The organism is Novosphingobium rhizovicinum, from assembly GCF_040813635.1.
Lineage (GTDB): Bacteria > Pseudomonadota > Alphaproteobacteria > Sphingomonadales > Sphingomonadaceae > Novosphingobium > Novosphingobium rhizovicinum.
Window position 1 is genome coordinate 443,120 of the sequence record NZ_JBFNXR010000052.1, and the last position, 23,549, is coordinate 466,668.

Here is a 23,549-nt window from a genome sequence, read left to right on the forward strand (position 1 = left end):
GTCCAGGTGTGGCGCGCAGCTGGTGCTACGCGCCACGTCCAGTCAGTCGTCGGCCAGACCGACGGGCTGCAGGGCGATACCGACATCGGTGTTGCCCGGCCCAAGCCCCTTGGTCTCGATGCTGGCGGCGCCGAGCTCGATGAGGTCGTCTTCGCGTTCCATAGACTTCGCTCCTTGTTCACGCCCGATAGTGGGCGCAGGCAAAATGCTAGTCGGGAGCGGTTCGTATCTATAACTTATACTCAGATGATATGGCGAAAGTAGCTCAAGCAGTGAGATGAGGTGCTGCCGAGTGAATTGACTACCTGAATAGGAGTGTGAATTTGGGTAGTCTCTATGTGCGCCCAAGGCGCGTGATGTTGCAGGAGCGATCATGGCAACTGCTCCTCAACGATAGCGCCTTCTCAGCAACTCGGCCGCGGCTCTGCGTCGCCGACGTAGGTAGGTCGCGCAATGCTGACGAAGTGCAGTAACGGAACCCTCGCGCGCCGTGGACGTCAGCATCTGAAGTTCCTTGTGCGCATCGGACAGGACGTCAGGCTCGAGCATGCGGATCGGGTGGAGCTGTGCGTTGGCACGCGCCATCGCCGCGCCATGCTCGCTGTTGCTGGAACCTGCGACAATTTTGGCGAAGACTCGGGCGCTCGCGTCCGCGTAGTCCGTCGATGCATCGGTGTTGTCGGGTTCCGCAACAGTAGCTTGCACGGCGATGGCGTTGCGGGTTCCGGCACTCCGAAGCCCTAGAGCAACGAGGTCGCCGGTCCAGGCATAAAGGTCCTGCAGCTTGGGCTCATCGAGCAGGGGAAGCATGAAGCCGCTGCCTTGCCGGGTCTCAAGCAGATCTTCGCCTGTCAGGCGGCACAGCGCTTCTCGCACCGGCGTAGTACTCGCGGCGAGTTCGCCCGCAATTGTCACTGGATCAAGATGGGTTCCGGGTCGCATCTCGCCACGGAGTATGGCGTCTCGCAGGACCTGGTAGACGCGGACTGATGTCGGGCCCGCATTCATCGCGCCTCCTCGCGAGTTTGGATCAATGCGGTCACCAACGCTTGTTGGTCTTCGCGCAAGGCGTCCATGGCGGCCAGCGGTGCATCGTTATCGTGCCCAGGATCGAGAAGGATAGAAGGGCACTGGCCTTCATAGTTGCCCAGATTGGGGCGGTGTTGGCGATAGCCGACCAGCGCCGCGAGTTCCGGCGAAAAGCTGCGAGCAAGGTGCGGTGGGTAGGCCAGCCACTGGTTCTCGTATGGTTTCAGCCATCCGAGGGCATAGCCAATGACGATGCCGCGACGAACGTGTTGGCTGCGGTTGAAGCCAGCTGCATGCAGCGTCGAGCCGAGGAAGAGAAGGGCCGATCCTGGTGCCATCTCTATGCTCACAGGCGGTTCCGGTGTATCGTCGCTCAGTGCAGCAAGTCCGTGGCTGTGTGGCCAGACTTGGGTAGCCCCGTTCTCTCGCGTGAACCGATCGATGGGCCACATGACATTCACCAGATACTCCATCTCGCCTTTCGCAGCCGCCCACATATCTTGGTCGCGGTGAGGCAGCTGCGCTGGGGCGCCGGGATGGACGGCGATGGCCTGCGTGGTATTGAGCTGGATGCAGTCGCACCAGCGTGCCAGGATCGTCTCGACGATGGCGATCACCACCGGGTGGCGCACAAGTGCCTCGGTATGGCGTGACCGCGCGAGCAGGCGGCCGAAGCGTTTTGTCGCCTCGCCATAGAACCCACCTTCGCCAAACGGAGTGAGATCGAAGCGCTCTCGAAGATCTGCTTCGAGCGCTGCGATCGTCGATGCGGGCAGAGCATCGCGAACGATGCAGTAGCCGAAAGTCGACAATTCGCTGACGTATTGACGGATTGCAGCGTCGGTTGTCATCAGACCTTCCCCCTAGGCCGCAGCGCGGTGCGCGGGTGCATCGACGCCGGCTTCGCTGAGGCCTGCCGCAATAAGCCGAGCAGGCGTATCCTGTTCGATCTCGATGCGCATTGCGGCGAGAAACTGACCATCAAGGTTACGCGGCAGGCCTAGTGGCCGGCAGCGCCAGCCGAATGCCAGAATCTGCTGGAACCACGTCAACTCGGCGATCGCACTCAAGGCGACGATATCGTGCGCGAGCGCAAAGGCGACCAGATGATGCACCAGCGCATCGCGCGCGGTCCGCCGCTCGGCTGCGCGCAGACGCCGATCCAGGCAAAAGCGGGTGACTTCGAGAACGTCAGCCTGGCGAGGCGGCGGTTCGTCGCACAGTTCGCTATAGAAGCTGTCGAGAATGTGCGCACGCGTGGTGGGCAGCAGCCTGGCCGAAGCCAAATGGCGGGCGTGTGCATCGGTGACGACAAGGTAGGTCGCATGGATGTCGTCGAACTGGTCGACCTCGTAGCGACCGGCGAGCACCGGGACATCCCATTTCAGCAGGTCGACGAAAACGGCTTTGCGTGCCTCGAACATGCCTCGCAGAACGCCCTCTGGAGGTGCTGGATGTTCGCGCGTCGGGTTAACGCACCGCAGGGTATGCAGCATGGCAAAGGTCTCCTTGGGGCCGGTCTGGCGCGCCAAGGATCGCTGCGGCGCGACGTTTCGCGCTACCCCCAGAAGTGGGGGTAGCGGCCGCGCAGGATCTCCGTGAACGTCACGGTTCCATCGAACAGGGTATGGATTATCAGCGATGTTCGCTTGTTCACGCCATATCGCTCGCAGGCCTGGCTGACGTGCTCGGTAACCGTCTCGCGGCTGAGTGCCAGGATGATCGCGATTTCAGCATCGGTCTTACCTTGTGCCGCCCACAACACGCAGTCCCGCTGCCGATCGGTCAGCCGCGGCTGACGCGCGTGGTCTCGATAACCGCGCCCCGTGCACAACCGCCTCGCGGCCTCAAATGCGAAGTTTCCGATCAGCTGCGCAACGGGGAGCAAGTCTTGCGGGAACGGTGCGCCGGTTCTGACGACGAACGAGACCGAACCGCGCGCCTCGCCGGGGACGTGGGCTGGGACGGTGAAACCCTCGCCAATGCCCTGTTCGCGGCCCATCGCCAGCATCCGTTTGTCCGCGACGGTGAGAGCCACCATCTCCGGCAAGCGCGCCCAAGCGAAGCCGACGCTGGTGACATGGCTGGCGCGATGTACCGGATCGCGAAACACCAATGCGTTGCGATCATAGTGCTCGACCCATTTCTCAGGGTAGTTGTGGAGCCGTATCGCGCCTGGCTGCAGCGATGCCAGGTCGACATGATGCGTGAGCGCGAAGTTGTGAAATCCCAACTGCAGCGTCGCCTCGGTCAACGCTTCGGTCAGCTCGTCTATGCCGGTGCTCTGTTCGATCGTGCGCAGCAAGCGCTGCATCATCGCTGTCTGCGTGCCCACTATCGCGCGTCACGGTCGGCGGCGGCGTCTCTTGCCCCCGGGCACCCGGCGACCGTCCTTTCCCCATCCTTTGCACCGCCGGGCAGTGTCTCAAGCTGCCCCTGCGTAGCTGTCGTCGCAAGCCGGTCATATCATATGAACAGTTCACGGGAAATCCGCGGAATGGCGAAAACATCCAGAAAATACGGTGAATATCAGTTAAGAGAGGAAGTGCGCGTCACCATTCTGGCTGCCTGCACACAGTAGCTGGTCATGGCGGGCGGCACAGCATCAGACTGGCATGACCCGCAATCATACGAAGTCTTACGCGGGATTGATCGTGCGGGACTCATGTGGGAATGGCTCCGCCGCGATCCGGAGTACGGCGCCTGGTTTGTACGCGCGAGTGCCGCTACGGGTGGCCAAACCAGAGCTGCTTCTGAATGGGGGCTACACTTTCGCTGAAGCACCGCAGCGCGCCGCTCCCTCGGCGCGCATCGTGTGGCATGCTGACCTCGACCCCGGTACGCTGCGGGTCCGATCAACCCCGTTGCGTCGATGGCAACCGGGCGCGCTGCAACTGTCCGACGTTGCTCCCTGGCTGACCGTCGTCAACCATACGCAAGGGGTGGAGCACGTGGTCCTGTCGGACGGCTTTCAGCGCCTGAGGCTCGATGTCCTCGAAGGCAGTTTGTCAGGTCAGGAGGTCGTTTCGCTGCACTTTCAATTTGAAGACTTGGATATGGCGCGGTGGGGTCTTGTGTCGCTTCAGCGGTTGCTGTCGCTGATTTCTCACAGGCGATTTGTGCGCTCGCTGTATCCTCGCGATCCCACTGTAATCCGCGGCATCGAAGTTCTGCGCGTGCATGACGCGATTGGGCAGGGCGCGAGTCAGCGCGAGATCGCCAGCATTTTGTTCGGACGCGAAAGAGTGAGTGCCGAGTGGAACGGTCCCTCGGACTCACTGCGCTCCCGCGTCCGCCGTCTTGTGCGCGAGGCGCGGGCGATGGCGGGCGGTCGCTATCGCGAACTGATGCGCCGCGCGGCCCGCGTGAGGGGTGAGCAAGCGCAATCTTGAACGTACGCCGAGCAGGCGTACGTCTGAAGACAAGCCAAGGATTTGGCATGCCCATGCAAACCGAAGAGAGTGTCGCCGATGAGCGCTCGAGTGAGCGCATGGCATTTCGTACTAAGCCGCGCATCCGCGCAGCGATACGCAAGGCCGCGGCGCTTGCCGGCGTCCATGAGTCCGCCTTTGCGATGGGTGCGGCTTACAAGGCAGCGATGGAGACGATCGCCGCGCACGAGACCACCGTCCTGCAGCCAGGCGATCATGCCGTTTTCTTCGCCGCACTTGATCGCCCTGCCGCGCCAAACGCCAAACTACGCGCTGCCTGTGGGGATGATGAGGACACGTTCCCCATCATCCGAAATCCCGCCCCCTGAGCGAGCGAGCCCCGCGCAGCTAGCGTGGCGGGCTATGCCGCCGTTGCGGAGAAGGCGGCTGCGGTGCCTCGTGGAAGGGGGGGCGCAATCGCGTACCGGAATCTGCGACCCTGCCTAAGACGACCTGCCGGATCCAGACCGAGCCCCGCACGCCAAGGCATCTTCGCCTCGGCAGAAACGGGATCGAAGCCATGAACGAAACATCCCACGCACGCTCAGAAAACCCGCTTATTGCCGCAGACCAACTCGGCAATGATGCAAATACGCTCCCCAAAGTCGGTACAGGCGACATGGCCACGCGCGCGGCGATCGCGCGCGAGACCTGCCCCTTCCTGACGGCCAAGCAGGCCGCCTTTCACCTCGGGCTTGCCTACTCGACCTTGAAGCGCCTGCGCCAGCTGGGCACTGGCCCGCGATGTCGCCGGCACGGGCGCACCTGGCGCTACCATATCGACGATGTCGAGGTTTGGTCGACAGCGCGCGCGAAAGGAGGCGAGCATGGCTGAACCGCCTCCCCAGGTCCCACCGCTGCCGCTCTTCGCCTCGGAACAAGCGCAGCGCGCACACTGCGCCCGCCGCCGGCGGTGGCGCCGGCGCGCATTGCCGCTTGCGCTTGGGATTGTCGCGCTGGCCAGCACGATAGCGCTGCCGCCGCGGCCTCTGCTGGTGTGGAACGCCAGCGCCAGTGCCCCCATCGGCCTCTATGCAGTCACTGCGAGACGCACATTCGCGCGCGGCGATATGGCGATTGTCCGGCTACCGGCTTCTCTACGCCGACTCGCCGCACGCCGCCATTACCTGCCGCGCGGCCTGCCGCTGGTGAAGCGGGTCGCGGGTGTCGCGCCCGACCGCATCTGCGCGCAGGGCGTGCGCATCACGATCAATGGCCACCTCGCCGCGATCCGCCGCATCCGCGATGGCTTGGGGCGCCCGCTGCCTCAGTGGCAAGGCTGTCGTCCCCTCGGTGCCGGCGCCCTGTTCCTGCTGATGACGGGCCGCGCGGACTCGTTTGACGGGCGCTACTTCGGCATCAGTGAACCCGGCGATATCATCGGCAAGGCGACGCCGCTGTGGCTGCCGTGAGATTGCGCGTGCCGGCGGCTCTTCGGCCGCGCGCAGCGAGCCTGGCTCTGACGCTGGCCGCGCCAGCGCTCCCTCTCCAAGCGGCACCCGATCGGGTGTCGTTCGAGCCAACGCCGCGCGGTCCCATGTCCTCCCAGCGAGCACTGGTCGTGGACGTGGCAGCTGCTCCAGTAACGACCGATCCCGTGCTGCGCTGGCGCGCCGAGATCGCCGAGGCGTCGGCCCGATTCGGCATCCCAGTCACCTGGATCGAGCGCGTCATGCGGGTCGAAAGCGGCGGCCGGACGATGCTGGGTGGGCGACCGATCACCAGTTCTGCAGGAGCCATGGGCTTGATGCAGTTGATGCCTTCGACTTGGAATGAACTGCGCGCCAGGCTGTCGCTCGGGCCCGATCCGTACCACCCGCGCGACAATATCCTTGCCGGTAGCGCTTACCTGCGCACGATGTACGACCGCTTCGGTTACCCCGGACTGTTCGCGGCCTACAACGCCGGCCCTGCGCGCTACGCTGCCCATCTCGCCACGGGCCGCGCCCTTCCGCCCGAGACCCGACACTATCTCGTGCAAGTCGCAGGTGTGTCCGAAGGAGTCGAGCGGATCGGTACGCCCTCGGCTCCGCCGCCCTTGTTCTTGGTGCGTGGAAGCGCGGAGGAGCTTGCCGATCAATCCAGGTCACGAGTGACCGAGCGTGTCTCGGACGAGCTGTTCGCCATACGCGTTTTGCGCTGATCTTGCGTCTCTGCTGTCCAGAATCGAGCCTCGGGGGCGTTGGCCTGAAATGGCAGGGCCTGTCTCGGCAGAGCCCGGTGTGAATACCGATCTAAACATCGGAGATCTCAAGCCAAGGAGGCATTCGTGACTGAGTTGCAGACCTGGATCGCGGATCGAAAGGCGGGTAGATCGTGTGATGGCAACGCCTGCCGCAGGTCTGGAGCTCGAGTTTGGGCACGATGCGGGCGGCGCTCTGGCGCATCGATTTCTCGATGCCGAGGAGAGCGATTCTGTCTCGAACGCGCGCTTCATTGAACGCTGGCTTGGTGCTTATCAAAGCGCGGACGAAGAGAATTTTGAGTTGGATCGGCTGGCGATTTGCGGCCGGCTGGATGGCTGCTGGTTCGTAGCACGGAGGCGATCAGATCCTCGGGCGGGACGCAGACGGTGCTCCGGCCGGAATCCTGCGTGAAACGCTTCGTCCCTTGGCGCCGAGGGGAGTAACTGCTCCTTCTGCCAGGTGCGAGAGGGCAGGGCGTCTCAGGCCTGACGGCCTGATCGCGCTCTACCTGCGCTTGCGCTCCGGCCGAGCCGCCTTGCGGCGTCTCGTCGGCAAAGCCGTTGCGATCGCTGACGCGGTTCCGAGCCGCCTTGAGCGGCACGGGAGGCGGGATGCAGGCATGCATCCCTTGGGTGGACGCCCGCGTGCAGCGCGGGCGGCGCTGAGCCTTCGGCTCCAAGGTGGCGGGGGGCGTCGCTGCCCTGTAGCCCCGCCTCGGCAAGCCGCAACCCGTCCGCTGCGCTCCCGGGTCCTCCACTTCGTTGCGGCCTTGTCAGGTGCGCCCCGCCTTTAGCCGGCGGGGCTGTCGGTCCGCTCCTGCCGCCCCCCGCCACCCTGGCGCCGGTCAACGGCGGTTGAAGGAAGGAGTGAAGGAGCATGGCCAAGACCGAACGGGGCAGCCTCTATGGTGAGGTCACTGCAAGAATCATCGCTGAGCTGGAGGAAGGGCGCTTGCCCTGGGTGCAGCCGTGGGATGCGGCGAAGTGCCCGTGCGCAATGCCGCACAATGCCGTTTCTGACCGAACCTATTCCGGCATCAACGTGCTGATCCTGTGGGCCGCCGGCGTGGCGCAAGGTCACGGTTCGCAGCGCTGGCTGACTTACAAGCAGGCGGAGAAGGCAGGCGGTCACGTGCGCCGCGGCGAGCGGGGAACCGTCATCTGCTATGCCGATCGCTTCACGCCCCGGGCCGAGGCAGAGAGGGCCGGGAACGAGGATCGCGAGGCGCGTACGATAGCGTTCCTGAAGCGCTTCACCGTGTTCAACGTCGACCAATGCGAGGGGCTGCCGGATGCGCTGACGGGACCTGTAAACCCCATCGATCCGGTGCTCGCAATCGCTGAGGCAGATGCGATCATACAAGCCTGCGGTGCTGACTTCCGGATCGGAGGCGGGGAAGCCTATTATGCTCCCGGGCAGGACTTCGTGGCGGTGCCACACCAGATGGCCTTTCATGCCGGCATCGACTGGTACCGCACTGCGTTGCATGAACTGGGGCATTGGACCGGGCATACTAGCCGCCTCAATCGCGACCAGACAGGTGCCTTTCGATCCGCTGCCTACGCCCGCGAAGAGCTTGTCGCCGAGATGGCGAGTGCCTTCACTTGTGCGTCACTCGGCATTCAGCCGACCGTACGCCACGCCGACTACATCGGTGCATGGCTGGAGGTGCTGCGTGCCGACGAGAAGGCGATCTTTCGAGCGGCAAGTGCGGCGAGCAAGGCGGCCGATTGCCTGCTCGGGCATGGGGAGGGCGTGGCATGATCCGGCACCTCGCCTTTCTTCACCAGCACGTGCGCGAGCTTTTTCTCAAGAACTGCTCGCCCAATATCGCCGATCCCGACCTGCGACGGCTGGCACGGGCGATCGCTTCGCTGCCCGACCGCCAGCACGAGGTGTTCCGCTTGGCCCGCTTCGAGGGGCTGCGGGCTGAAGCTATCGCCTACCGCCTCAGCATTTCTGAGGATGTGGCGAACCGGGAGCTGGTCCTCACCTTGCAGATGATCGGCCGCTCGGTGCGGCGGCAAAAGCGCAAAGGATGGTGATGACGGCGCGGCCGATCCCTCGCGGGATCGGCCGTGTCACTTTGCGCTTGGCAGCAGGCGTGCGAAGGACGATTCTGACACTATGAAGACCAGCCTCGATCATCTGCCGCAGGGCAAGCGCGCCGAGCTCGCGCATGTGGTCGAGGTCGTCCGCGAGGGCTTCGCCTTTGCGACCGCCCGGCGCACACAGCCGCACCTGCGCGACGCGAAGCTCCTCAAGATCATCCTGTTCGGCAGCTACGCGCGCGGCGATTGGGTCGAGGATCCGGTGGGGCGTTACTTCTCCGATTACGATCTGCTGGTGGTGGTCAATCATGACGATCTCACCGACATCGCCGAGTTCTGGGAGAAAACCGAAGGGCGGTTGCTCGCCGAACTGTCCGAAGCCAGGCAGCTGCGTACGCCGGTCAGCCTCATCTACCACAGCCTCGATGATGTGAACGAGAAGCTGCGACTCGGCCGCTACTTCTTCATGGATATCCTCCGCGATGGTATCGTGCTGTTCGAGGAGGCGGGCCACCAATTCGTCGAGCCGCAACCGCTCTCGCCCGAGCAGGCGCTGCAAGAGACGCGGGAGTACTTCGAGGAATGGTTCGAGAGCGCTGAAGCCTTCGCTAAGGGAGCTCAGTATTATCTGAGCATCGACCGCCCTAAAGAGGCTGCTTTCCAACTTCATCAAGCGGTGGAGCGCTTCTACCACTGCCTCTTTCTGGTCCGCACTTTGTACTCGCCCAAGACGCACAACCTCAACCGGTTGCGCGACATGGCTGAGGAACTGGAGCCACGCTTGAAGGCAGTCTGGCCTCGCGAAAACCGCTTCCAGAAACGATGCTACGCTCTCCTGCGCGACGCTTATGTGAAGGCGCGCTACTCACGGTCCTACGTCATCACCGCTGAGCAACTCGACTGGATCGCTGGTCGAGTGGCGGTGCTGCAGGACGTGGTCCGGCAAGCCTGCGAGAGCCGCATCGAGACCCTCGCCAAGGCAGCCTGACGCTTCCCCAGGCGGCCTATTCCACCACAATATCGAGCGTCAGCTGTAGCACGTTTTCATCGTCTGCAGCCGCCTGGGGCTGTAGCGTCTCGGCGCCGCAGGCGAGCGTGATCCAGTCGAAATGCCAGTCCAGGTCCAACACGTCGTGCATGCCTTTGCGGGTGATCCGGACCAGCGCGGCACTCTCAATGGAAAGGGTGAAACGGCATGCGGCTGCGCTCTCCGGATAGTGTCCGTGGACCAGCGTTCCGTCCGAGAATGCGAGCGAAAAGCCGTCGCTCATCGCGCGCTTCGACACGTCGAGAACGGTCTCGACATCGCCTGTCAGTTGCAGCCTCCGGTCTGCTCCCGGCTTAATCCGCACTGCCATGTTCCGGTTCTCCTTCGCGACTCACATACATGTGCAGAATAGAACAAAAAGTGAACTTCAGGAATGCGCGACGACAGTGCCGATGATGAGTGGGAGGTGCGGATGGCTGCGGGTTTGGAGGAGGGGGTGCCGGAAAGGAGCGGGAGGCAAGATAAAGGCCGGCACGCTTCGTCGCGTTTGCCGGGCCAAATGCCTGTCTGCACATCGTTTTTGGGCGAGACGTTTTGTCTCGCGAAAGCAGTGCCAAGGAGACAATGCCGGCACCATGATGGGCAAAGACCGCAGCGAAGCCCGGTTCCTGTGCGAGACACTTGAGGCGGCGGGCTTCCGCTCCTCATATCCTCGATCATGCCACAGGACGACGACCGCTTCGAGCCTCGCGTGGGCCGCTCGCGCCGCGATAGAGCACGGGCTCCGCGTGCGCGTGACATGCGCGGGCGCGTGCTCGAGCAGGTCGCCCGGCGCGGCGGCAATCCGCGAGGCGGCGGGCCTAAATTGGATGGCACGCCGGCGGCGCCCTCGGGCCGCTTCAACGCACGTGGGCGCGGGGCCAAGATCGCCGCTGTTCTGCCGCGCGGAAGTGGCTGGTCGTTCGACCGCGGCTCAGGCCTCAAGGTCCGCCCGCGTCGGGTCGCGGTGAAGGCCCGCGTGGTCAAGCTCGCCGGCAAAGCCACAGCGGTGGCACGGCACGTGACCTACCTTGAGCGCGACGGGGTCACGCGCGATGGCGGGCAGACGCGCTTCTACTCGACCTTTGCCGACGAAGCTGATGCCAAAGCCTTCGTCGACCGTGGCGCCGAGGATCGTCACCAGTTCCGCTTCATCGTCTCGCCCGAGGACGGGCGCGAGTTTGGTGACCTGAAAAGCTTCACCCGCGATCTCATGGCGAAGATGGAACAGGACCTTGCCACCAACCTCGACTGGGTGGCGGTCGATCACTTCGACACCGGCCACCCGCACACTCATGTGCTGGTGCGCGGGATGACCGAGGACGGTAAGACACTCAACATCGCCGGCGACTACATCGCCCATGGCATCCGGGCCCTGGCTAGCGAGATCATGACGCGCGAGCTGGGTCCGCAAAGCGAGATCGAGGTGCGCCGGCAGCTGTCACGGGAAGTCGAGGCCGAGCGGCTCACCCGCCTCGATCGTGATCTGCTCAGCCAAGCGAAGGACAATGTCGTCGACCTTTCGCACATCGAAGGCCCGATGGCAGGCGACGCCGAGTACCAGCAGCTGCTGGTCGGGCGCGCCCGGGTGCTCGAGCGCATGGAGCTGGCGAGCAAGAGCGGGCCCATGTCTTGGACGCTCGCCCCTGCCGCCGAGCAGACCCTCTCGGACATGGGGCGGCGTGGCGACATCATCCGCACGCTGCACCAGCGCTTCAAGCTCGACCTCGTCGGCGACCTGTTCGATCGGATCAGGAGCGGTCAGCGCACACCGGGACCAACCTCCGAGCGCCTGGTGTTGCATGAGCCGGCCAAGGTGCGCGCGCCCGTCCCGGAGCAGCCCTCCGGACCCGTGATCGGCAAGGTCGTGGGGCGCGGCGCTGCCGACGAGGATCACGAGCGGCGCTACCTGGTGGTCGACGGCATCGACGGGCGCAGCCACTATCTCGACATCGGTACGACCCAGCAGACCCTTCCCACCGGAGCGACAGTGCGGTTCGATCCCAAGCAAGTGGATGTACGTGCAGCCGATCGCACAATCGTCGCGGTCGCGGTCGCCAGCGGGGGCGAGTACGACGTCGATTTGCACCTGCGCCACGATGCCAACGCGACCCAGGACTTCGCCGAAGCGCACGTGCGGCGTCTGGAAGCCATTCGCCGCGCCACCGGCAAGCCCGATCGGCATCCCAGCGGCACCTGGATCATTGCACCCGATCACCTCGATACGGTGCTGAGCTACGAGCAAGGCAAGCAGCGCGCCGAGCCTTACCAGACCCGGGTGCTCTCGCCAGCGCCGATCGAGAAGCTGGTCCATGCTCACGCCGAGACTTGGCTCGACCGCGAGCTCACCGCACCGGAGAAGAGCGAACTGGCGCCGACCGGGTACGGCGGCGAGGTGAGGAAGGCGCTGCGCCTGCGCCAGCAGTGGCTGATAGAGCAGGGTCTTGCCACTCAGCAGGGCGAGGACGTGGTCTACCGCCGCAATTTGCTGCGCGTACTTCGAGAGCGGGAGGTGAGGGCGGTTGCGGGGCAGCTCTCGGGCGAGCTGGGCCTGCGCTTTGTCGAGGCCAAGCCGAACCAGGCGATAGAAGGCACGTTCAAGCGCACGCTCGATCTCACCTCGGGCAAGTACGCGCTGATCGAGAAGAGCCGCGACTTCGCGCTGGTGCCCTGGCGGCCTGAGCTCGAGAAGTATGTCGGTCGGAGCGTCTCGGGGCTGATGCGCGAGAGCGGCTCGATCAGCTGGTCGTTGGGGCGCAGCCGAGGACCGAGTATCGGCATGTAACGGCGCTCATGCGCGAGCGGCACCGAGCAGACCCCATCTGACCTCATCTGGGCCATTTATTGGATCGACGTCTGGCGGGATACTGGCGTGCGGTGGCGGATCGGTTTGCCCCGGCCGTTCCGCCACCACCACAGCCTTTGGAGCAGGTGCCATGGCCCGATCCTACAAGACCCGTCACCAGCTGTTCTTGCCCGAGGACATGAGCAAGCGGCTCGCGCACATCGCCCAGAGTTCGGGCAAGGCGCGCTCGGAGATCCTGGTTGAAGCGCTGGATGCCTGGTTCACGCGGCGGCAGGCGCCGAAGACGGATGAGGCTATAGGTGTTCGGCTCACCCGCATAGATCGCAATCTCGGCTGGCTGCGTCGCAACGAGGCGCTTGTCTGGGAGATCATGGCTCGGGTTGTGCGCCATCAACTAATCTCTTCGGCGCAGACGCCGCCGTCCACTGCAGCTCAAGCGGTCGGGGCAAAGCTGTTCTCCGAGTTGATCGACGAGGTGGCGGACCGGCTCGCAGGCCAGCCGGCAAAGAGTACGTCCGACCCGGCGCTCATCAAGCTGAGGTCGTTCCAGTGAGTAGGCAGGAGCAAAGCGGCACACCGGTGCCGATGATGGAGCCGCTCGCAGTGCGCATCCCCGAAGCTTGTCGCATGATCGGCATCGGCCGGTCCAAGCTCTACGAGCTGATCGCCGACGGTACGATCGAGATCGTAAAAATCGGCAGCGTGACCGTGATACCCGTAGCGCAGCTGAAGGCGCTTGTTGAACTCCCAGCCCGGTAAGTCTGCTTCGTTGGACGTTTGAGACTGTCCGGAATCAGAGAGCGCATTGCCGTAAGCAGACATTGAATGTGTTGCCCTGCGTAAGGTAGCTGCCGACCAGTTTAGGTCGTTCCGTGTCTACGCCGCGAGCGACCGAATTAGACAGAACCGGCCGTTCACTCGTGTTCAGGCAGATTGGCGGCTATGCAAATAGTAAACATTGGCGAACTGAGTTGCGGTTCATGATAGTGGCCGTGCGGCGCGATTGCATCTTCAAGCATGCACCGCACCCTCCCACAGCTTAATCACGGTTGCGTACGTGGACGCACGTGGGTCGACACCGCTCATGAACTGCGCTTATGAAAATACGACCTTGCTTCATCTCTCCGGCTTGCGGCTGCCCTAAGCAATTCATGTACTGGCGTTCCACTTGGCTGTGTGCGGATGGCGCCACCGAAACATATCGGGCGCGGCCGAGGCTTGGCTCTAGCCGGGCGCGACCTGCTCCGTACCTGCCCCTCCGGGATCCCGACCCAGCGCCACAAACAAGAGAGCGGATGCGGTGAAGGCCGGAATGGCTGCCCATAGCACCGGCGTGTAGGAGCCACTAAGGTCATAGATGTGGTTGGCGATCAGCGGCCCGAGGCCTTGTGCCACCGACAAGCTGATGCTGATCAAGCTGTAGAACAAACCAAAGCTCCGCGCGCCGAGCCTCACACTGATGAGATAGACGATGGCGTTCATCTTCACCCCGCCTGTAGCTCCGTAAGCGATCACCCCGACGAGCGCGGCTGTGGCGTTGCCAGGGAATAGCAAAAGGGAGAGCGGCAGCCCGAGGGATACGAGCGAGGCCACAATGGCGATGGTTCTGGCATCGAAGCGGTCGAGCAAAACACCGCCGGCAATCCGCCCCACAATGGAAACAAGTCCCATCGTGCCAATAATGGCGATCGCCTCCGCTCGCTCCAGGCCCGTAGATGTCAGAACCGGCACGAGATTGAGAACAATTGCGATACCGGTCACTGCCGACAGCAGGGAAGCGAAGAAGAGCACGTAGAGGGTAGGCGACCTAAAGCCTTGTCTTGGCGTCAAGCCGGTCAGGGGCCTCTCGCTACCAGCTTTCCCGTTGCTGGATGAAACCGCCAACCGCCGTGGCACGAAAGTCAATACGAGCGGGAAAGTGACTGCGAGCCAGAGCACCGCCAGCGCCACGAAGCCCATGCGCCAACCTTGGTTCTGAACAAAATACTCTGCGATTGCGGGCGCAAGAGCCGTGCTGATGCCTGTCCCAGATATCGTCACCGCTATGGCCAAGCCGCGCCCTGCAACGAAGATCGTGGAGACCGGGGCCATCCACACAGTCGAGGTGAAAGCCCCCGCGACCCCAAACAGCGACCAGGCGGCCCACCAATGCCAGAGCTCCGAGCCGATCGCCCCCATCGACGCAATCGAGGAGCAGGAGACCAGCACCACTAATATACCGCAGCGGCGCGCTCCATAGCGATCGATGAGGTAGCCTGCAGGCGTGGCAAGAAAGAGCCCCATCATCGAAACGATCGCTGGCCCAGAGGATATTTCCGCCCGGCTCCACCCAAACTCCTGTTGTAGCGGCTCCAGCATAACTCCGAAGATTGCCGACAAGAGTGCCGCCAGCGACATCCCCATCGCGCCTGCCGCTACTAGCGGCCAATGCCTGCGCCACTCCGACGCCGCGGATGCTGATGCGCTGTGTGGAACCGTGCTCAAACTCAATCGCCGAAGCTGTAGCGCAGCCGCACGCCCCACATTCGCGGCTGGTTGAGGATGTAGGCGTCGAACCCGGCCGAACGGTAACCATTGGTGACATTCACCGGGTAGGCTTTGTTGGTCACGTTTGTCATGAAGAACGCCAAGTCCACCGGGCTACCTCCTACTCCTCCCCAATTTGCATTCAGGTTCAGCAGATGCGTTTCAGGCAAAATGCCGAGCGGGGAACTGAGAACAGCTACCTGCTTGGCAGTATAGACGTACGTTGCTCCAACCGAGAAGCTCCCAAGTCGCTCGTCAAGCGGCAGGGTATAAGTCGCGGTTGTCGTGACACGGTGCTTGGGTGAGAGTGCGAGTTGCTCACCCGCCTGGGCAGTTGGAGTGACTTGGCTGAACGGGCTTTCCGGAGGCAGTGTCGGAATGATGATCGACTGGAGCTTGGTCGAGAGGTAGGTGTAGCCTAGCTCCAGTCGCATAGTGTCGAACAACGTGACGCCGCTGTCGACCTCGACGCCGTAGATCCGGGACTTGCCGGCATTGATGATTGCAAGGCCTCCCGCTAGGCCCGAGCTAGGTCTGGGGATCAAGCCAGCGGCAAGCTGCTGCTCGCTAAAATCATTGTAGAAGCCCGCTATGTTAAAGTAACCGCTTACGGCTCCCCGGAAGCTGGCTTTCGCGCCCACCTCGTAGGCGTCGACCTTTTCCGGTCCCCAGGTTTCAAGGCCGATATAGCTCGAAGCGATGCCACCCGCGCGATAACCACGTGCATACTTTGCGTAGAGCATGACGTCCTCAACCGGCTTGTAATCCATATTGATCAGCCATGTCGGCTTTTCGGAACTCACACGGAAGGTCTGGCCGCACTGCACCGGGTTGGCCACCACGAGCGGACCGCCCCCCGGTGCCTGGAACCGCAATGTGTCTGTACAGATGTATTCGGGCCTATTGGGTGCGGGAAAGCGGATGCGTGTGGTCTGGGTATACTGGCTAGCGCGGTCCCAGGTGTAGCGCAGCCCTCCGGTCAGAGTCAGCACGTCGTTCAGATCATAGCTTGCCTGCGCATAGATGCCCTTGTTGTTGAAGGTCGTCTTTGTCTGAGGGTAGGAAGCAGTTCCCGAGGCGCCAAATGGACTAAAGCAAAGTAGATTGATTGGATCGGTGCAGGACAGCGTGAAGGTGTTTCCGGCGCTGATCCCAATCGGTGAGCTGACCTCGAGATAGCCGCCCGCCTGCCACCTGAGCGCACCACTCTCGCCCTGAAACTGAAGCTCTTCGGTGAATGTCGATTGGCTCGAGTTATCCTGATTCGCAGAGGGGAATAGCTGCTGAAAGTTGTACCGCGACCCGGCGCCGGGCTGACCGGGTAGCAGGACGAAATTGTCGCCCGCAATCGAAAGCGCTCCGCGCTCACGGTACTCGCCATAACTGACGATGTTCTTGACCGTCAGTGTGTCGCTGGCACGCCACGTGGTGGTGTTGATGACCTGCCATTGACGCAACCTAAGGAACGGGTCCGGGTGACCGCTTTCAATGTCCCAAAGGTTGTCTCCGCGGGCATTCTGGCGATCGAGCTGGGCGCAGCCAAGCCTTGCTGTCTGCGAGCGTATCGGGACGGGGGCGCCCCCGGGAGTAGCTGCCGCTCGGTCGCAAAGAACGATACGCGGAACAGTGCCGTTGGTATCGGACTTGGTGAAGCTGGCGATGAAATAGTTTTCGAGATCTGGCGTTAGATTGGCGACAATGCTGCCCCGAAAGGCCCAGTAGTCAACGTCACCGAAGCGATCTGGCCCCACACCCGAGTAGTTCCTCTGGTACCCTTTACGCGTTTGGCGGTCGACGCCGAGACGCACTTTAAATGTCTCGGCCACAGGTATGTTGATCACCGACTGGCCTCGGCGTAGATCGTAGTCGCCCAGCGAGATCTCAGCGTAGCCTTCCAAGCTGTCAGTCGGCCTCCTTGGAACTAGCAGGACGGCACCACCGGTAGTATTGCGACCGAACAGCGTTCCTTGGGGCCCCTTGAGCACCTGTACATTCTCTAGGTCGAACAGTGCGCCAACGCCCACCCCGTTCCCGCCTGGTGTGCCGCCTGCAGATCGTGGCGCCGCAACGTCAGCGAAGTAGACACCGACAGACGGGCTGGTGTTGGTCTCCTGGACGAAGCCACGAATGGCAAACGAAGCCTTCTCCGCACCGAAGCGGCTGTTCACCGACAGTGAGGGGGTATAGGCGGCAAGATCGGCTGTGTTGACGATGTTCCGGTTGTTAATCTGCTCTTGGGTGAACACCGTGATGGAGATAGGCACGTCCTGCAGTCGCTCTTCCGACCGCCTGGCGGTGACTATTATGTCGCCAGCGTCGCGCGCTTCACTCTCAACGGCCAATGTGCCGCTCTGCTGGGCCAGCGCCGGTGCGGCTGCGATGCCGTAGGTAGCGGCCTCGATCAGAAATGCGCCTTGGGCGGTGCGCCGGACGGCCAGACCGGTACCGCGCAGAGCCAGACGCAGCGCCTCTTCTGTGGAACGCGCCCCTTGTACCGCCGTCGCGCGGAGCCCACGCACGTCGGTGGCGGCATAGATGATCTCCGCCCGCGCCTGTCGGCCGATCTGCATCAGCGATGCTGCGAGCGGCTGCGCGGGCACGTTGATGCTGACCTGGGCCACCTGGGCGGATACGGTCGAGCTGGAGCCCGCCCAGGCCGCAACGGCGGCCACGCCTAGCAGCAGACTAGCCCGGATATCAATACAACGCGATGCGTGTGTGCCCATCATTGTTCCTCTCCTGTTGATCAGGTGCCGGCTTTTTTGCCCGCTACCCAAACCCTAAAACGCAGCCTGATTGAAAACCCGCACCAGATTGCTGCATTTGCCGCAAAGGAAGCGCCTAGATAGGCGTGTCGCCGTCGTTAACGATCTCAATAGTGCCGTCAGCAAGCGTCCGCGCGCGGACCGGCAGCATCTCGGCCAAGATCGCGGCGAAGCGTCGCGGAGACGAACCGGTGCGAAAGATGCCGCTGACCTTCAGCCGGCCGGCCGCCGCATCGACGACGATGGGGCTGGCCGCGTAGCGGTTCATCTCCGCAACCGCATCGGCGAGCGGCACCTCCTCGAACTCGGCGAAGCCTTCCCGCCAACGCAACTGCTGTTCCACGTCAACTTTCGCAGTCACGGACGCTTGCCCATTGCGCGCAACGAGTTCCTGGCCGGGCGACAGCACGATCGGGACGACAGGGCTCCCAATTCCAGCGCCGCCAACTCCTTTCCTGGGTTCCGCAGAGCCGTCCGTGCGTCCATCAACCACGACCTTGCCCTCGGCAAGCATCACTTGAACTCGGTCGGTCTCGAGCCTGACGTCGAACAAGGTGCCCAGCGCGGTGATCTGCCGGTTGCCGGCCATAACTACGAAAGGCCAATCGCGGTTTCCGGCAACCTTAAAGAGCGCCTGCCCGCGCAGCAGGGTCACCAGGCGCCACTCATCGCTGTAGGCGACGCGCAAGGCGCTGTCGGTGTTGAGAGTGATCTGGCTGCCATCGGCCAGCTCGATCCGGCGCTGCTCGCCCCGCGCGGTGGCGAAGTCGCTGTCCTCGTATTCCGCGGCCGCCGCCAAGGTCGGGCGTGCCGTGTGCCACCCCGGCACGTGCGTGACGGTCAGCAGGACGAGCCCCGCGAGAGTTGCGGCAATGCCCGCGGCCCAGGCGTGTCGAAAGCGCCGGCGCGGCGGTGCGGTGCGAAGCGCGCTGACCCGGATTGCCGCCAGCGTGGCATCGCCTTCGGCACGGTCGAACAGATCCCAGGTGCCCCGCGCGCGCTCAAACGCTTCGCCGTGGTGCGGTGATGCCTCGAGCCAGTGCGTAAAGTCGGCAGCCGTGCGCCCTTCCATGCGCTCCGCTTCTATCTGCACGAGCCAAAACGCGGCCGCTTCGTCGGGGCTGAGGCCCGCCACGCTGGAGGATGTCTGCTGGGCGCTCACCCCCTAGTCTCGCCTGCGCGTCATGTGGACGATGGCCCGTTGCATGTGTTTCTCTACCGCGCTCACCGAAATTCCGAGGCGCACCGCGATGTCGCGGAATCGCATGCCCTCCAGGCGCCGCAACACGAAGATCACGCGCGTGCGCTCCGGAAGTTCAAGCAAGGCCGCTGTCGCGTGCGCAAGTTGTTCTCTTCCTGATAGAACGTCCTCGGGAGAGAAATCCGCATCTGCATGCCGTTCGGGATCGAAGCTCTCGTGTACCGCCTCGTGCCGCACGCGCGATCGCCGGAGCCTGTCTTTGAGAACGCTGCTCGCCGTTTCGAACACGTAAGCCTGCAAATTCGCCAGTTCCGCCACCCCGCCCCGGCGGATGAGCCGAACAAAGACTTCCTGCACCATGTCCTCGAGCTCGGTCGGATCGCTATGGCGCCGCCCGAAGTGTCGCAGGAGCGAAGCACGATACCGTGAATTCAGGACATCAAGGGCGTGATGATCATCGGCCGACAGGCAAGAGGGTACCGCTTCCACCCGTCTTCCTCCCGGCTTGCCTCTAAGCAAGCCTAAGCTGAACACTGATTTCAGACAAGTGCCGGTCTTAAAGGCCGTAAATCAAGACACCCCGTACCGGCGCTTGGCCTCCTGAAGAAAGCTGCCGCCGACCAATTAAAGTCAATGTCCAGACTCCGCCTTTCTGCCGTACTTTAGGTACAAACCGTGTATGTCGGCTCCTGGGTCATGCCAGAGGCGAGCAGGGACGGTAGCTCGCGACCAGATAGCGCCCATCATTAGCCATTACGCCATTCTCTCCGCGGTCTCCCGGCGAACGAGTGCAGATGATTTCTGTCGGAAGAAGCGAAGGGCCAACTCAGCCGCAGTAACGCCCGGCCGCGATGACGGCCGCCAGAGCAAAAGATTGCTGTCGGTGATCCATTGTAAACATCGGTTTATGATCCTGGCCCTCGCGCATAACGCCCACGACCATGAAGTTGGTCCCGCTTATCCGGGTCAGCGCTAGCACGCCGTTCGCTGGCGAAGGCTACTAGCGTCGGCCAATCCTGATGAGCTCGGATGACGGCGGGCCGCCTGGCAACAGCGTCGATCCAAAGCTTCACACTCGGGAGTCTGCCCAAGTCGACGCCGTTCTGCTCGTGGTACATGGCAGCCCAGGGCCAAGTGGCAACGTCGGCGATCGTATACTCGTCCCCGGCCAGATAGGGCGCCTGCGACAGTCGTGTTTCCAGCACATCGAATAGCCGGTGCACCTCGGTGGTGTAACGGCTGAGTGCGTAGGCCTCACCAGTCGGGGCGGAGAGTCGGAAGTGAGTGGCTTGCCCGAACATCGGGCCGATTGTGCCGATCTGCAGCATGAGCCACTGCATCGTTGCATATCGCTCCTGCGGCCCGTCAGGCAGGAAAGCATGCATCTTCTCGGCCAGGTAGAACAGAATTGCGCCGGATTCGAATATGGTCACCGGCTTGCCGCCTACACCGTCGTGATCAACGATGACGGGTACCTTGCTGTTGGGGTTCAGGGCTTTGAATTCATCCGTGAACTGGTCGGCCGCCCAGATGTCGATCCGGTGGAGGTCATAGGCGAGTCCGGTCTCCTCTAGCATGATGAGGACCTTCAACACGTTCGGGCTCGAGATGCCATAGAGGTCAATCATGGCTGCAGTTCCGGCGAGCAGACTGCTCGCAGCTCAGGCTCCGATGCTGGTCTGAGCAGCCCCCGCGGACCGACTACACCGAGTTCGCGATGCGACACGAAGCCTGGTGGCGCTTCGCACACGGACCGGATTGCGTTGACTCCCGCCATCGCGGTCCAGAGGCTGATGTAGCGAACGTTGCCCTCCGTTGTCTTTGGCTCAGGTATTCTAAGTTCCATCGGCGGATTGCCTTCGATCACAATGCGATAGCCTGTTTCGCCGCACTCCCAATTTTCGCTGAGGTTCTGATCGCCCATCTTCCAAAAAAAATGGTAGGTAATCAGCGGCTTGCCTAGTGACCATCCGGTCCACTCGTAATGCTGACCGGCTACGGTACCCGCCTTCACCAATCCGCTGGGGTAAGGGATGTCCTCCTTCGCGGAAGCCACCTCAAGCTTGGTAGTCAGATCGTCGATGGTCCTGCCAAGGCTTTCGGCCACAAGAGCCATCGACTGGGCGAAGAAGTAGGGCGCTTCGGGTTGGCGACTCGGGCTGGCAAGCAGCTCCTGACAGTCGCGGCCGAAGCCCATGATCTCAATGTAGTTAGATGGGTTGGCGAGCTGATCGACCACTTCGTAGATGTGGATGTGATCGACGCGTTCCATGATGCGGATCAAAGTCAGCGGCAGGATATCTCCTGCAAATCCGGGGTGAATACCTGATCCGTGAAAGCTGGTGCCACCTTCCCGGCATGCGGCCTTGATGGCTTCCACTTCGGCTCGACAGCGTTCCGTGGGATAGAACGGGCCCAGCGCCGACACGACGTTCTTGCCGGAACGCAGGAGGCGGCAGACCATCTCGATGTCCTGGTGCGCTGGAGCGAAATGCACGCAATCAGCGGGAGTGGCGAGGATTGCCGCGGGATCATCGGTGGCGAGAATGCCGGTTGGCGGCGTTCCGGCAATCTCGCCCGCATCCTTCCCCGCCTTGTTCGCGTCGGTGACCAGCACACCTGCCAACTCGAAGTTCGGATTCTGAATGAAATGCCGCAGGGCGATTGTGCCGACCTTGCCGGTCGCCCACTGGATCACCCGGTATGTCTTGTCTTTCATGTCCGTGGCCTCGCGATGTGTTACTTGGGTCAAAGGGCGGGTCGAACCAACGCCACCCAGGCTCAGCTGGGAAGCGCACGACGCATGACCTCGTGCGATTCGGATGTCCCATCGAGAACGCGGTTGAAGCGCTCCTTTATCCTCCATCCCTGCGCTGTTCGAACGAGCTGCCAGTGATTGATCGCACCACGCATGATGAACCATTCATCATCGCGCTTCACCACAACGAACGAGTAGGCAACGGCTTCTGCCTGGTCACCGTGCACCTCGATCCGCGGTGTTGCAGTGAGGTGAGATGAGCCCGTGTGCACGAGGTTTTGATGCCCCACGTCGTTGTACATCTTTATGAGCGCGTCGGGAGTGAATCGGGTCACGCCGCCTGCGTCATAGATCCCGTCTTCGGTCCATAGATCGGCGGCGATCTCGGCCGATCCGCTGTCGACAGCCGGACCGTATGTATTCAGAAGACGAAGGATCTCTAGTTGGTCCTCGGCGGCACGCAGCCGGTTCTCGAGCATAGTTAGTCGATCTTCAATGCTCATACTCATAACCTCCTTATTGTCGGCCAGAAGTGCCCCGCTGCATTAGTATCACGGAGCGGTCACAATCAACGCCGACCTTTTCCCAAAAACTAATCTGCTTTTTAACTCTGAAAAAAGATCCAATCCGAATACCTTCGTCTCGACATGGTTCGAATATCTAGTCTCCAGTCGAGGCGCGCCAATTGATAGTATGCGGCACCACGACCGAAGTTGGACCGCTCGGGCTCGGTTTGGCAACAGATCGGATTTCTCTCAGCAGTCGCTCAACGGCGGTGCTGGACATCGCCGACATCGGAATCTTCACGGAGGTAAGTGGCGGCCAGACATTCTGGGCGAAGTAAGTGTCCTCGAAACCAACTACCGACAGCTCCTTCGGAACGGCAACTCGGCGGATCTGAGCGGCGGCGAGCACACCTGTCGCCATCTCGTCGTTGCTGGCGAAAATCGCGGTTGGCGGGTCGGGCAGGTCGAGCAGCCTGCCGCCAGCGGCAAGCCCCTCCTGAAACCAGAATTCGCCTTCGGCAATCAACTCAGGTTCGACCGTCACCCCATGTCTACGCATTGCTGCCAGGTAGCCATGCCAACGTGGGGCATGCGCCGGGAACTTCGCGGGCAGTCGCAGGAAGCCGATGCGTCGATGACCTCTTGCGATCAGCCCTTCCGTCACCTCCTGAGCTGCGGCAAACTCGTCGATCCTCACGGTCGAGAGCGTCGGCACTTCGTCTGCGGCGCCGACACAGATCACTGGGCATTCAAATTCCTCGCGTCCGCCGGCAGAAGCCATCATTTCGCCGAACGTGGGCGGAAGCAGGATCGCCGCGGCCCCGCGCCTTCGCAGGGCCGCGACCTTCTCCCAACCGCTCGCCAGTTCTGGGAAAACAATCGGTTCAAGCAGTAACTGCACGCCCAGGCGCGTGGCGGCTGTCAGTGCGCCGTTCAGAAGCGCGGCGGAGACGGGGTGCTCATCATTGGCATGGAGAAGGCCGATGATCGTGGGCGCGGCGCTGGCAAGCTGGCGCGCAGCGAGGTTCGGAACATAGCCGAGTTCTTCGATGGCGGCGTGCACTGCCGCGCGCATGGCGACCGAAGTGGGCTGCCCGTTGAGCACGTTGGACACGCTCATCGGCGATACGCCAGCATGCGCCGCGACCATCCGTAGGGTCACTCCAGCCTTGGCTCTCTTCGACTTGGCTTTCACCTGTTTACGACCCTGGCTAGCGGCGGAATGGCACGGTTCTCTTTCACGGTTGACACCGCCTTATACGA

Annotated in this window: 26 protein-coding genes; 12 read left to right on the plus strand and 14 right to left on the minus strand. The window is 62.7% G+C overall.

Going from position 1 to position 23,549, the window contains the following annotated elements:
• Positions 1 to 42 precede the first annotated feature (42 nt).
• The 5 genes from ABUH87_RS16170 to ABUH87_RS16190 form a co-directional block, all read right to left on the minus strand.
• Entirely contained in the window at positions 43 to 162 is a 120-nt protein-coding gene (locus tag ABUH87_RS16170; protein ID WP_367775146.1) for a benenodin family lasso peptide, read from the minus strand.
• Positions 163 to 387: 225 nt separating this feature from the next.
• Positions 388 to 1,008: a GntR family transcriptional regulator gene (locus tag ABUH87_RS16175; protein WP_367775148.1), complete on the minus strand. Its 621-nt coding sequence runs from the start codon at positions 1,006 to 1,008 to the stop codon at positions 388 to 390.
• Positions 1,005 to 1,880 carry a phytanoyl-CoA dioxygenase family protein gene (locus tag ABUH87_RS16180; protein ID WP_367775149.1) on the minus strand — a complete coding sequence of 292 codons (876 nt, stop codon included), beginning with the start codon at positions 1,878 to 1,880 and terminating at the stop codon, positions 1,005 to 1,007. Before ABUH87_RS16180 ends, ABUH87_RS16175 begins: the two co-directional genes overlap by 4 nt.
• A 12-nt stretch (positions 1,881 to 1,892) precedes the next feature.
• Positions 1,893 to 2,525: an acyl-homoserine-lactone synthase gene (locus ABUH87_RS16185; RefSeq protein ID WP_367775150.1), complete on the minus strand. Its 633-nt coding sequence runs from the start codon at positions 2,523 to 2,525 to the stop codon at positions 1,893 to 1,895.
• Positions 2,526 to 2,587: 62 nt separating this feature from the next.
• Positions 2,588 to 3,346, minus strand: a complete 759-nt coding sequence (locus tag ABUH87_RS16190; protein WP_367775151.1) for a LuxR family transcriptional regulator — start codon at positions 3,344 to 3,346, stop codon at positions 2,588 to 2,590.
• Positions 3,347 to 3,694: 348 nt separating this feature from the next.
• Here ABUH87_RS16190 and ABUH87_RS18450 point away from each other — a divergent pair, with 348 nt between their 5' ends.
• From ABUH87_RS18450 to ABUH87_RS16235, 9 genes are all read left to right on the plus strand, one after another.
• Positions 3,695 to 3,808: a transcriptional regulator domain-containing protein gene (locus ABUH87_RS18450; protein ID WP_419956715.1), complete on the plus strand. Its 114-nt coding sequence runs from the start codon at positions 3,695 to 3,697 to the stop codon at positions 3,806 to 3,808.
• Between the two features lie 277 nt (positions 3,809 to 4,085).
• Positions 4,086 to 4,421 (plus strand): DNA -binding domain-containing protein, encoded by a 336-nt coding sequence (locus tag ABUH87_RS18455; RefSeq protein ID WP_419956716.1) that lies wholly within the window; start codon positions 4,086 to 4,088, stop codon positions 4,419 to 4,421.
• A 47-nt stretch (positions 4,422 to 4,468) separates the two neighbouring features.
• On the plus strand, positions 4,469 to 4,789 hold the full coding sequence (locus tag ABUH87_RS16205; RefSeq protein ID WP_367775153.1) for a type II toxin-antitoxin system TacA family antitoxin: 321 nt from the start codon (positions 4,469 to 4,471) through the stop codon (positions 4,787 to 4,789).
• A 191-nt stretch (positions 4,790 to 4,980) separates the two neighbouring features.
• On the plus strand, positions 4,981 to 5,295 hold the full coding sequence (locus tag ABUH87_RS16210; protein ID WP_367775154.1) for a helix-turn-helix transcriptional regulator: 315 nt from the start codon (positions 4,981 to 4,983) through the stop codon (positions 5,293 to 5,295).
• Positions 5,288 to 5,872, plus strand: a complete 585-nt coding sequence (locus ABUH87_RS16215; protein WP_367775155.1) for a S26 family signal peptidase — start codon at positions 5,288 to 5,290, stop codon at positions 5,870 to 5,872. Before ABUH87_RS16210 ends, ABUH87_RS16215 begins: the two co-directional genes overlap by 8 nt.
• A 125-nt stretch (positions 5,873 to 5,997) precedes the next feature.
• The gene (locus ABUH87_RS16220) at positions 5,998 to 6,603 is read left to right on the plus strand and encodes a lytic transglycosylase domain-containing protein (RefSeq protein WP_367775183.1); all 606 of its coding nucleotides are present in this window, start codon (positions 5,998 to 6,000) and stop codon (positions 6,601 to 6,603) included.
• Positions 6,604 to 7,522: 919 nt separating this feature from the next.
• A complete protein-coding gene (locus ABUH87_RS16225) occupies positions 7,523 to 8,410 on the plus strand; it encodes an ArdC family protein (RefSeq protein WP_367775156.1) in 888 nt (295 codons plus the stop codon).
• Positions 8,407 to 8,691 (plus strand): sigma factor-like helix-turn-helix DNA-binding protein, encoded by a 285-nt coding sequence (locus ABUH87_RS16230; RefSeq protein WP_367775157.1) that lies wholly within the window; start codon positions 8,407 to 8,409, stop codon positions 8,689 to 8,691. Before ABUH87_RS16225 ends, ABUH87_RS16230 begins: the two co-directional genes overlap by 4 nt.
• A gap of 82 nt (positions 8,692 to 8,773) precedes the next feature.
• Positions 8,774 to 9,685: a HEPN domain-containing protein gene (locus tag ABUH87_RS16235; protein ID WP_367775158.1), complete on the plus strand. Its 912-nt coding sequence runs from the start codon at positions 8,774 to 8,776 to the stop codon at positions 9,683 to 9,685.
• 16 nt (positions 9,686 to 9,701) lie between these two features.
• Here ABUH87_RS16235 and ABUH87_RS16240 read toward each other — a convergent pair whose 3' ends face one another.
• Positions 9,702 to 10,055, minus strand: a complete 354-nt coding sequence (locus ABUH87_RS16240; RefSeq protein WP_367775159.1) for a hypothetical protein — start codon at positions 10,053 to 10,055, stop codon at positions 9,702 to 9,704.
• Between the two features lie 348 nt (positions 10,056 to 10,403).
• On the opposite strand from ABUH87_RS16240, the gene ABUH87_RS16245 reads away from it, so the two are divergent.
• The 3 genes from ABUH87_RS16245 (at position 10,404) to ABUH87_RS16255 (ending at position 13,289) form a co-directional block, all read left to right on the plus strand.
• Complete coding sequence (locus ABUH87_RS16245; RefSeq protein WP_367775160.1) at positions 10,404 to 12,509, plus strand: DUF3363 domain-containing protein; 2,106 nt, start codon at positions 10,404 to 10,406, stop codon at positions 12,507 to 12,509.
• Between the two features lie 151 nt (positions 12,510 to 12,660).
• A complete protein-coding gene (locus ABUH87_RS16250) occupies positions 12,661 to 13,083 on the plus strand; it encodes a hypothetical protein (protein ID WP_367775161.1) in 423 nt (140 codons plus the stop codon).
• Entirely contained in the window at positions 13,080 to 13,289 is a 210-nt protein-coding gene (locus ABUH87_RS16255) for a helix-turn-helix domain-containing protein (RefSeq protein WP_419956711.1), read from the plus strand. Before ABUH87_RS16250 ends, ABUH87_RS16255 begins: the two co-directional genes overlap by 4 nt.
• Before the next feature lie 465 nt (positions 13,290 to 13,754).
• Here the strand turns inward: ABUH87_RS16255 and ABUH87_RS16260 are convergent, their stop codons facing one another.
• The 8 genes from ABUH87_RS16260 to ABUH87_RS16295 all read right to left on the minus strand — a co-directional run bounded on the left by ABUH87_RS16260 (position 13,755) and on the right by ABUH87_RS16295 (position 23,436).
• Complete coding sequence (locus ABUH87_RS16260) at positions 13,755 to 14,927, minus strand: MFS transporter (RefSeq protein ID WP_367775162.1); 1,173 nt, start codon at positions 14,925 to 14,927, stop codon at positions 13,755 to 13,757.
• A gap of 89 nt (positions 14,928 to 15,016) precedes the next feature.
• On the minus strand, positions 15,017 to 17,785 hold the full coding sequence (locus tag ABUH87_RS16265; RefSeq protein ID WP_367775163.1) for a TonB-dependent receptor: 2,769 nt from the start codon (positions 17,783 to 17,785) through the stop codon (positions 15,017 to 15,019).
• 112 nt (positions 17,786 to 17,897) lie between these two features.
• Positions 17,898 to 18,983, minus strand: coding sequence for a FecR family protein (locus ABUH87_RS16270; RefSeq protein WP_367775164.1), 1,086 nt, complete (start codon positions 18,981 to 18,983; stop codon positions 17,898 to 17,900).
• 3 nt (positions 18,984 to 18,986) lie between these two features.
• Entirely contained in the window at positions 18,987 to 19,511 is a 525-nt protein-coding gene (locus ABUH87_RS16275) for an RNA polymerase sigma factor (RefSeq protein WP_367775165.1), read from the minus strand.
• 416 nt (positions 19,512 to 19,927) lie between these two features.
• Positions 19,928 to 20,650 (minus strand): glutathione binding-like protein, encoded by a 723-nt coding sequence (locus ABUH87_RS16280; protein ID WP_367775166.1) that lies wholly within the window; start codon positions 20,648 to 20,650, stop codon positions 19,928 to 19,930.
• Complete coding sequence (locus tag ABUH87_RS16285; RefSeq protein WP_367775167.1) at positions 20,647 to 21,741, minus strand: NAD(P)H-dependent amine dehydrogenase family protein; 1,095 nt, start codon at positions 21,739 to 21,741, stop codon at positions 20,647 to 20,649. Before ABUH87_RS16285 ends, ABUH87_RS16280 begins: the two co-directional genes overlap by 4 nt.
• A 62-nt stretch (positions 21,742 to 21,803) precedes the next feature.
• Positions 21,804 to 22,283: a nuclear transport factor 2 family protein gene (locus tag ABUH87_RS16290; protein ID WP_367775168.1), complete on the minus strand. Its 480-nt coding sequence runs from the start codon at positions 22,281 to 22,283 to the stop codon at positions 21,804 to 21,806.
• A gap of 157 nt (positions 22,284 to 22,440) precedes the next feature.
• Positions 22,441 to 23,436 (minus strand): LacI family DNA-binding transcriptional regulator, encoded by a 996-nt coding sequence (locus ABUH87_RS16295; protein WP_367775185.1) that lies wholly within the window; start codon positions 23,434 to 23,436, stop codon positions 22,441 to 22,443.
• Positions 23,437 to 23,549 lie beyond the last annotated feature (113 nt).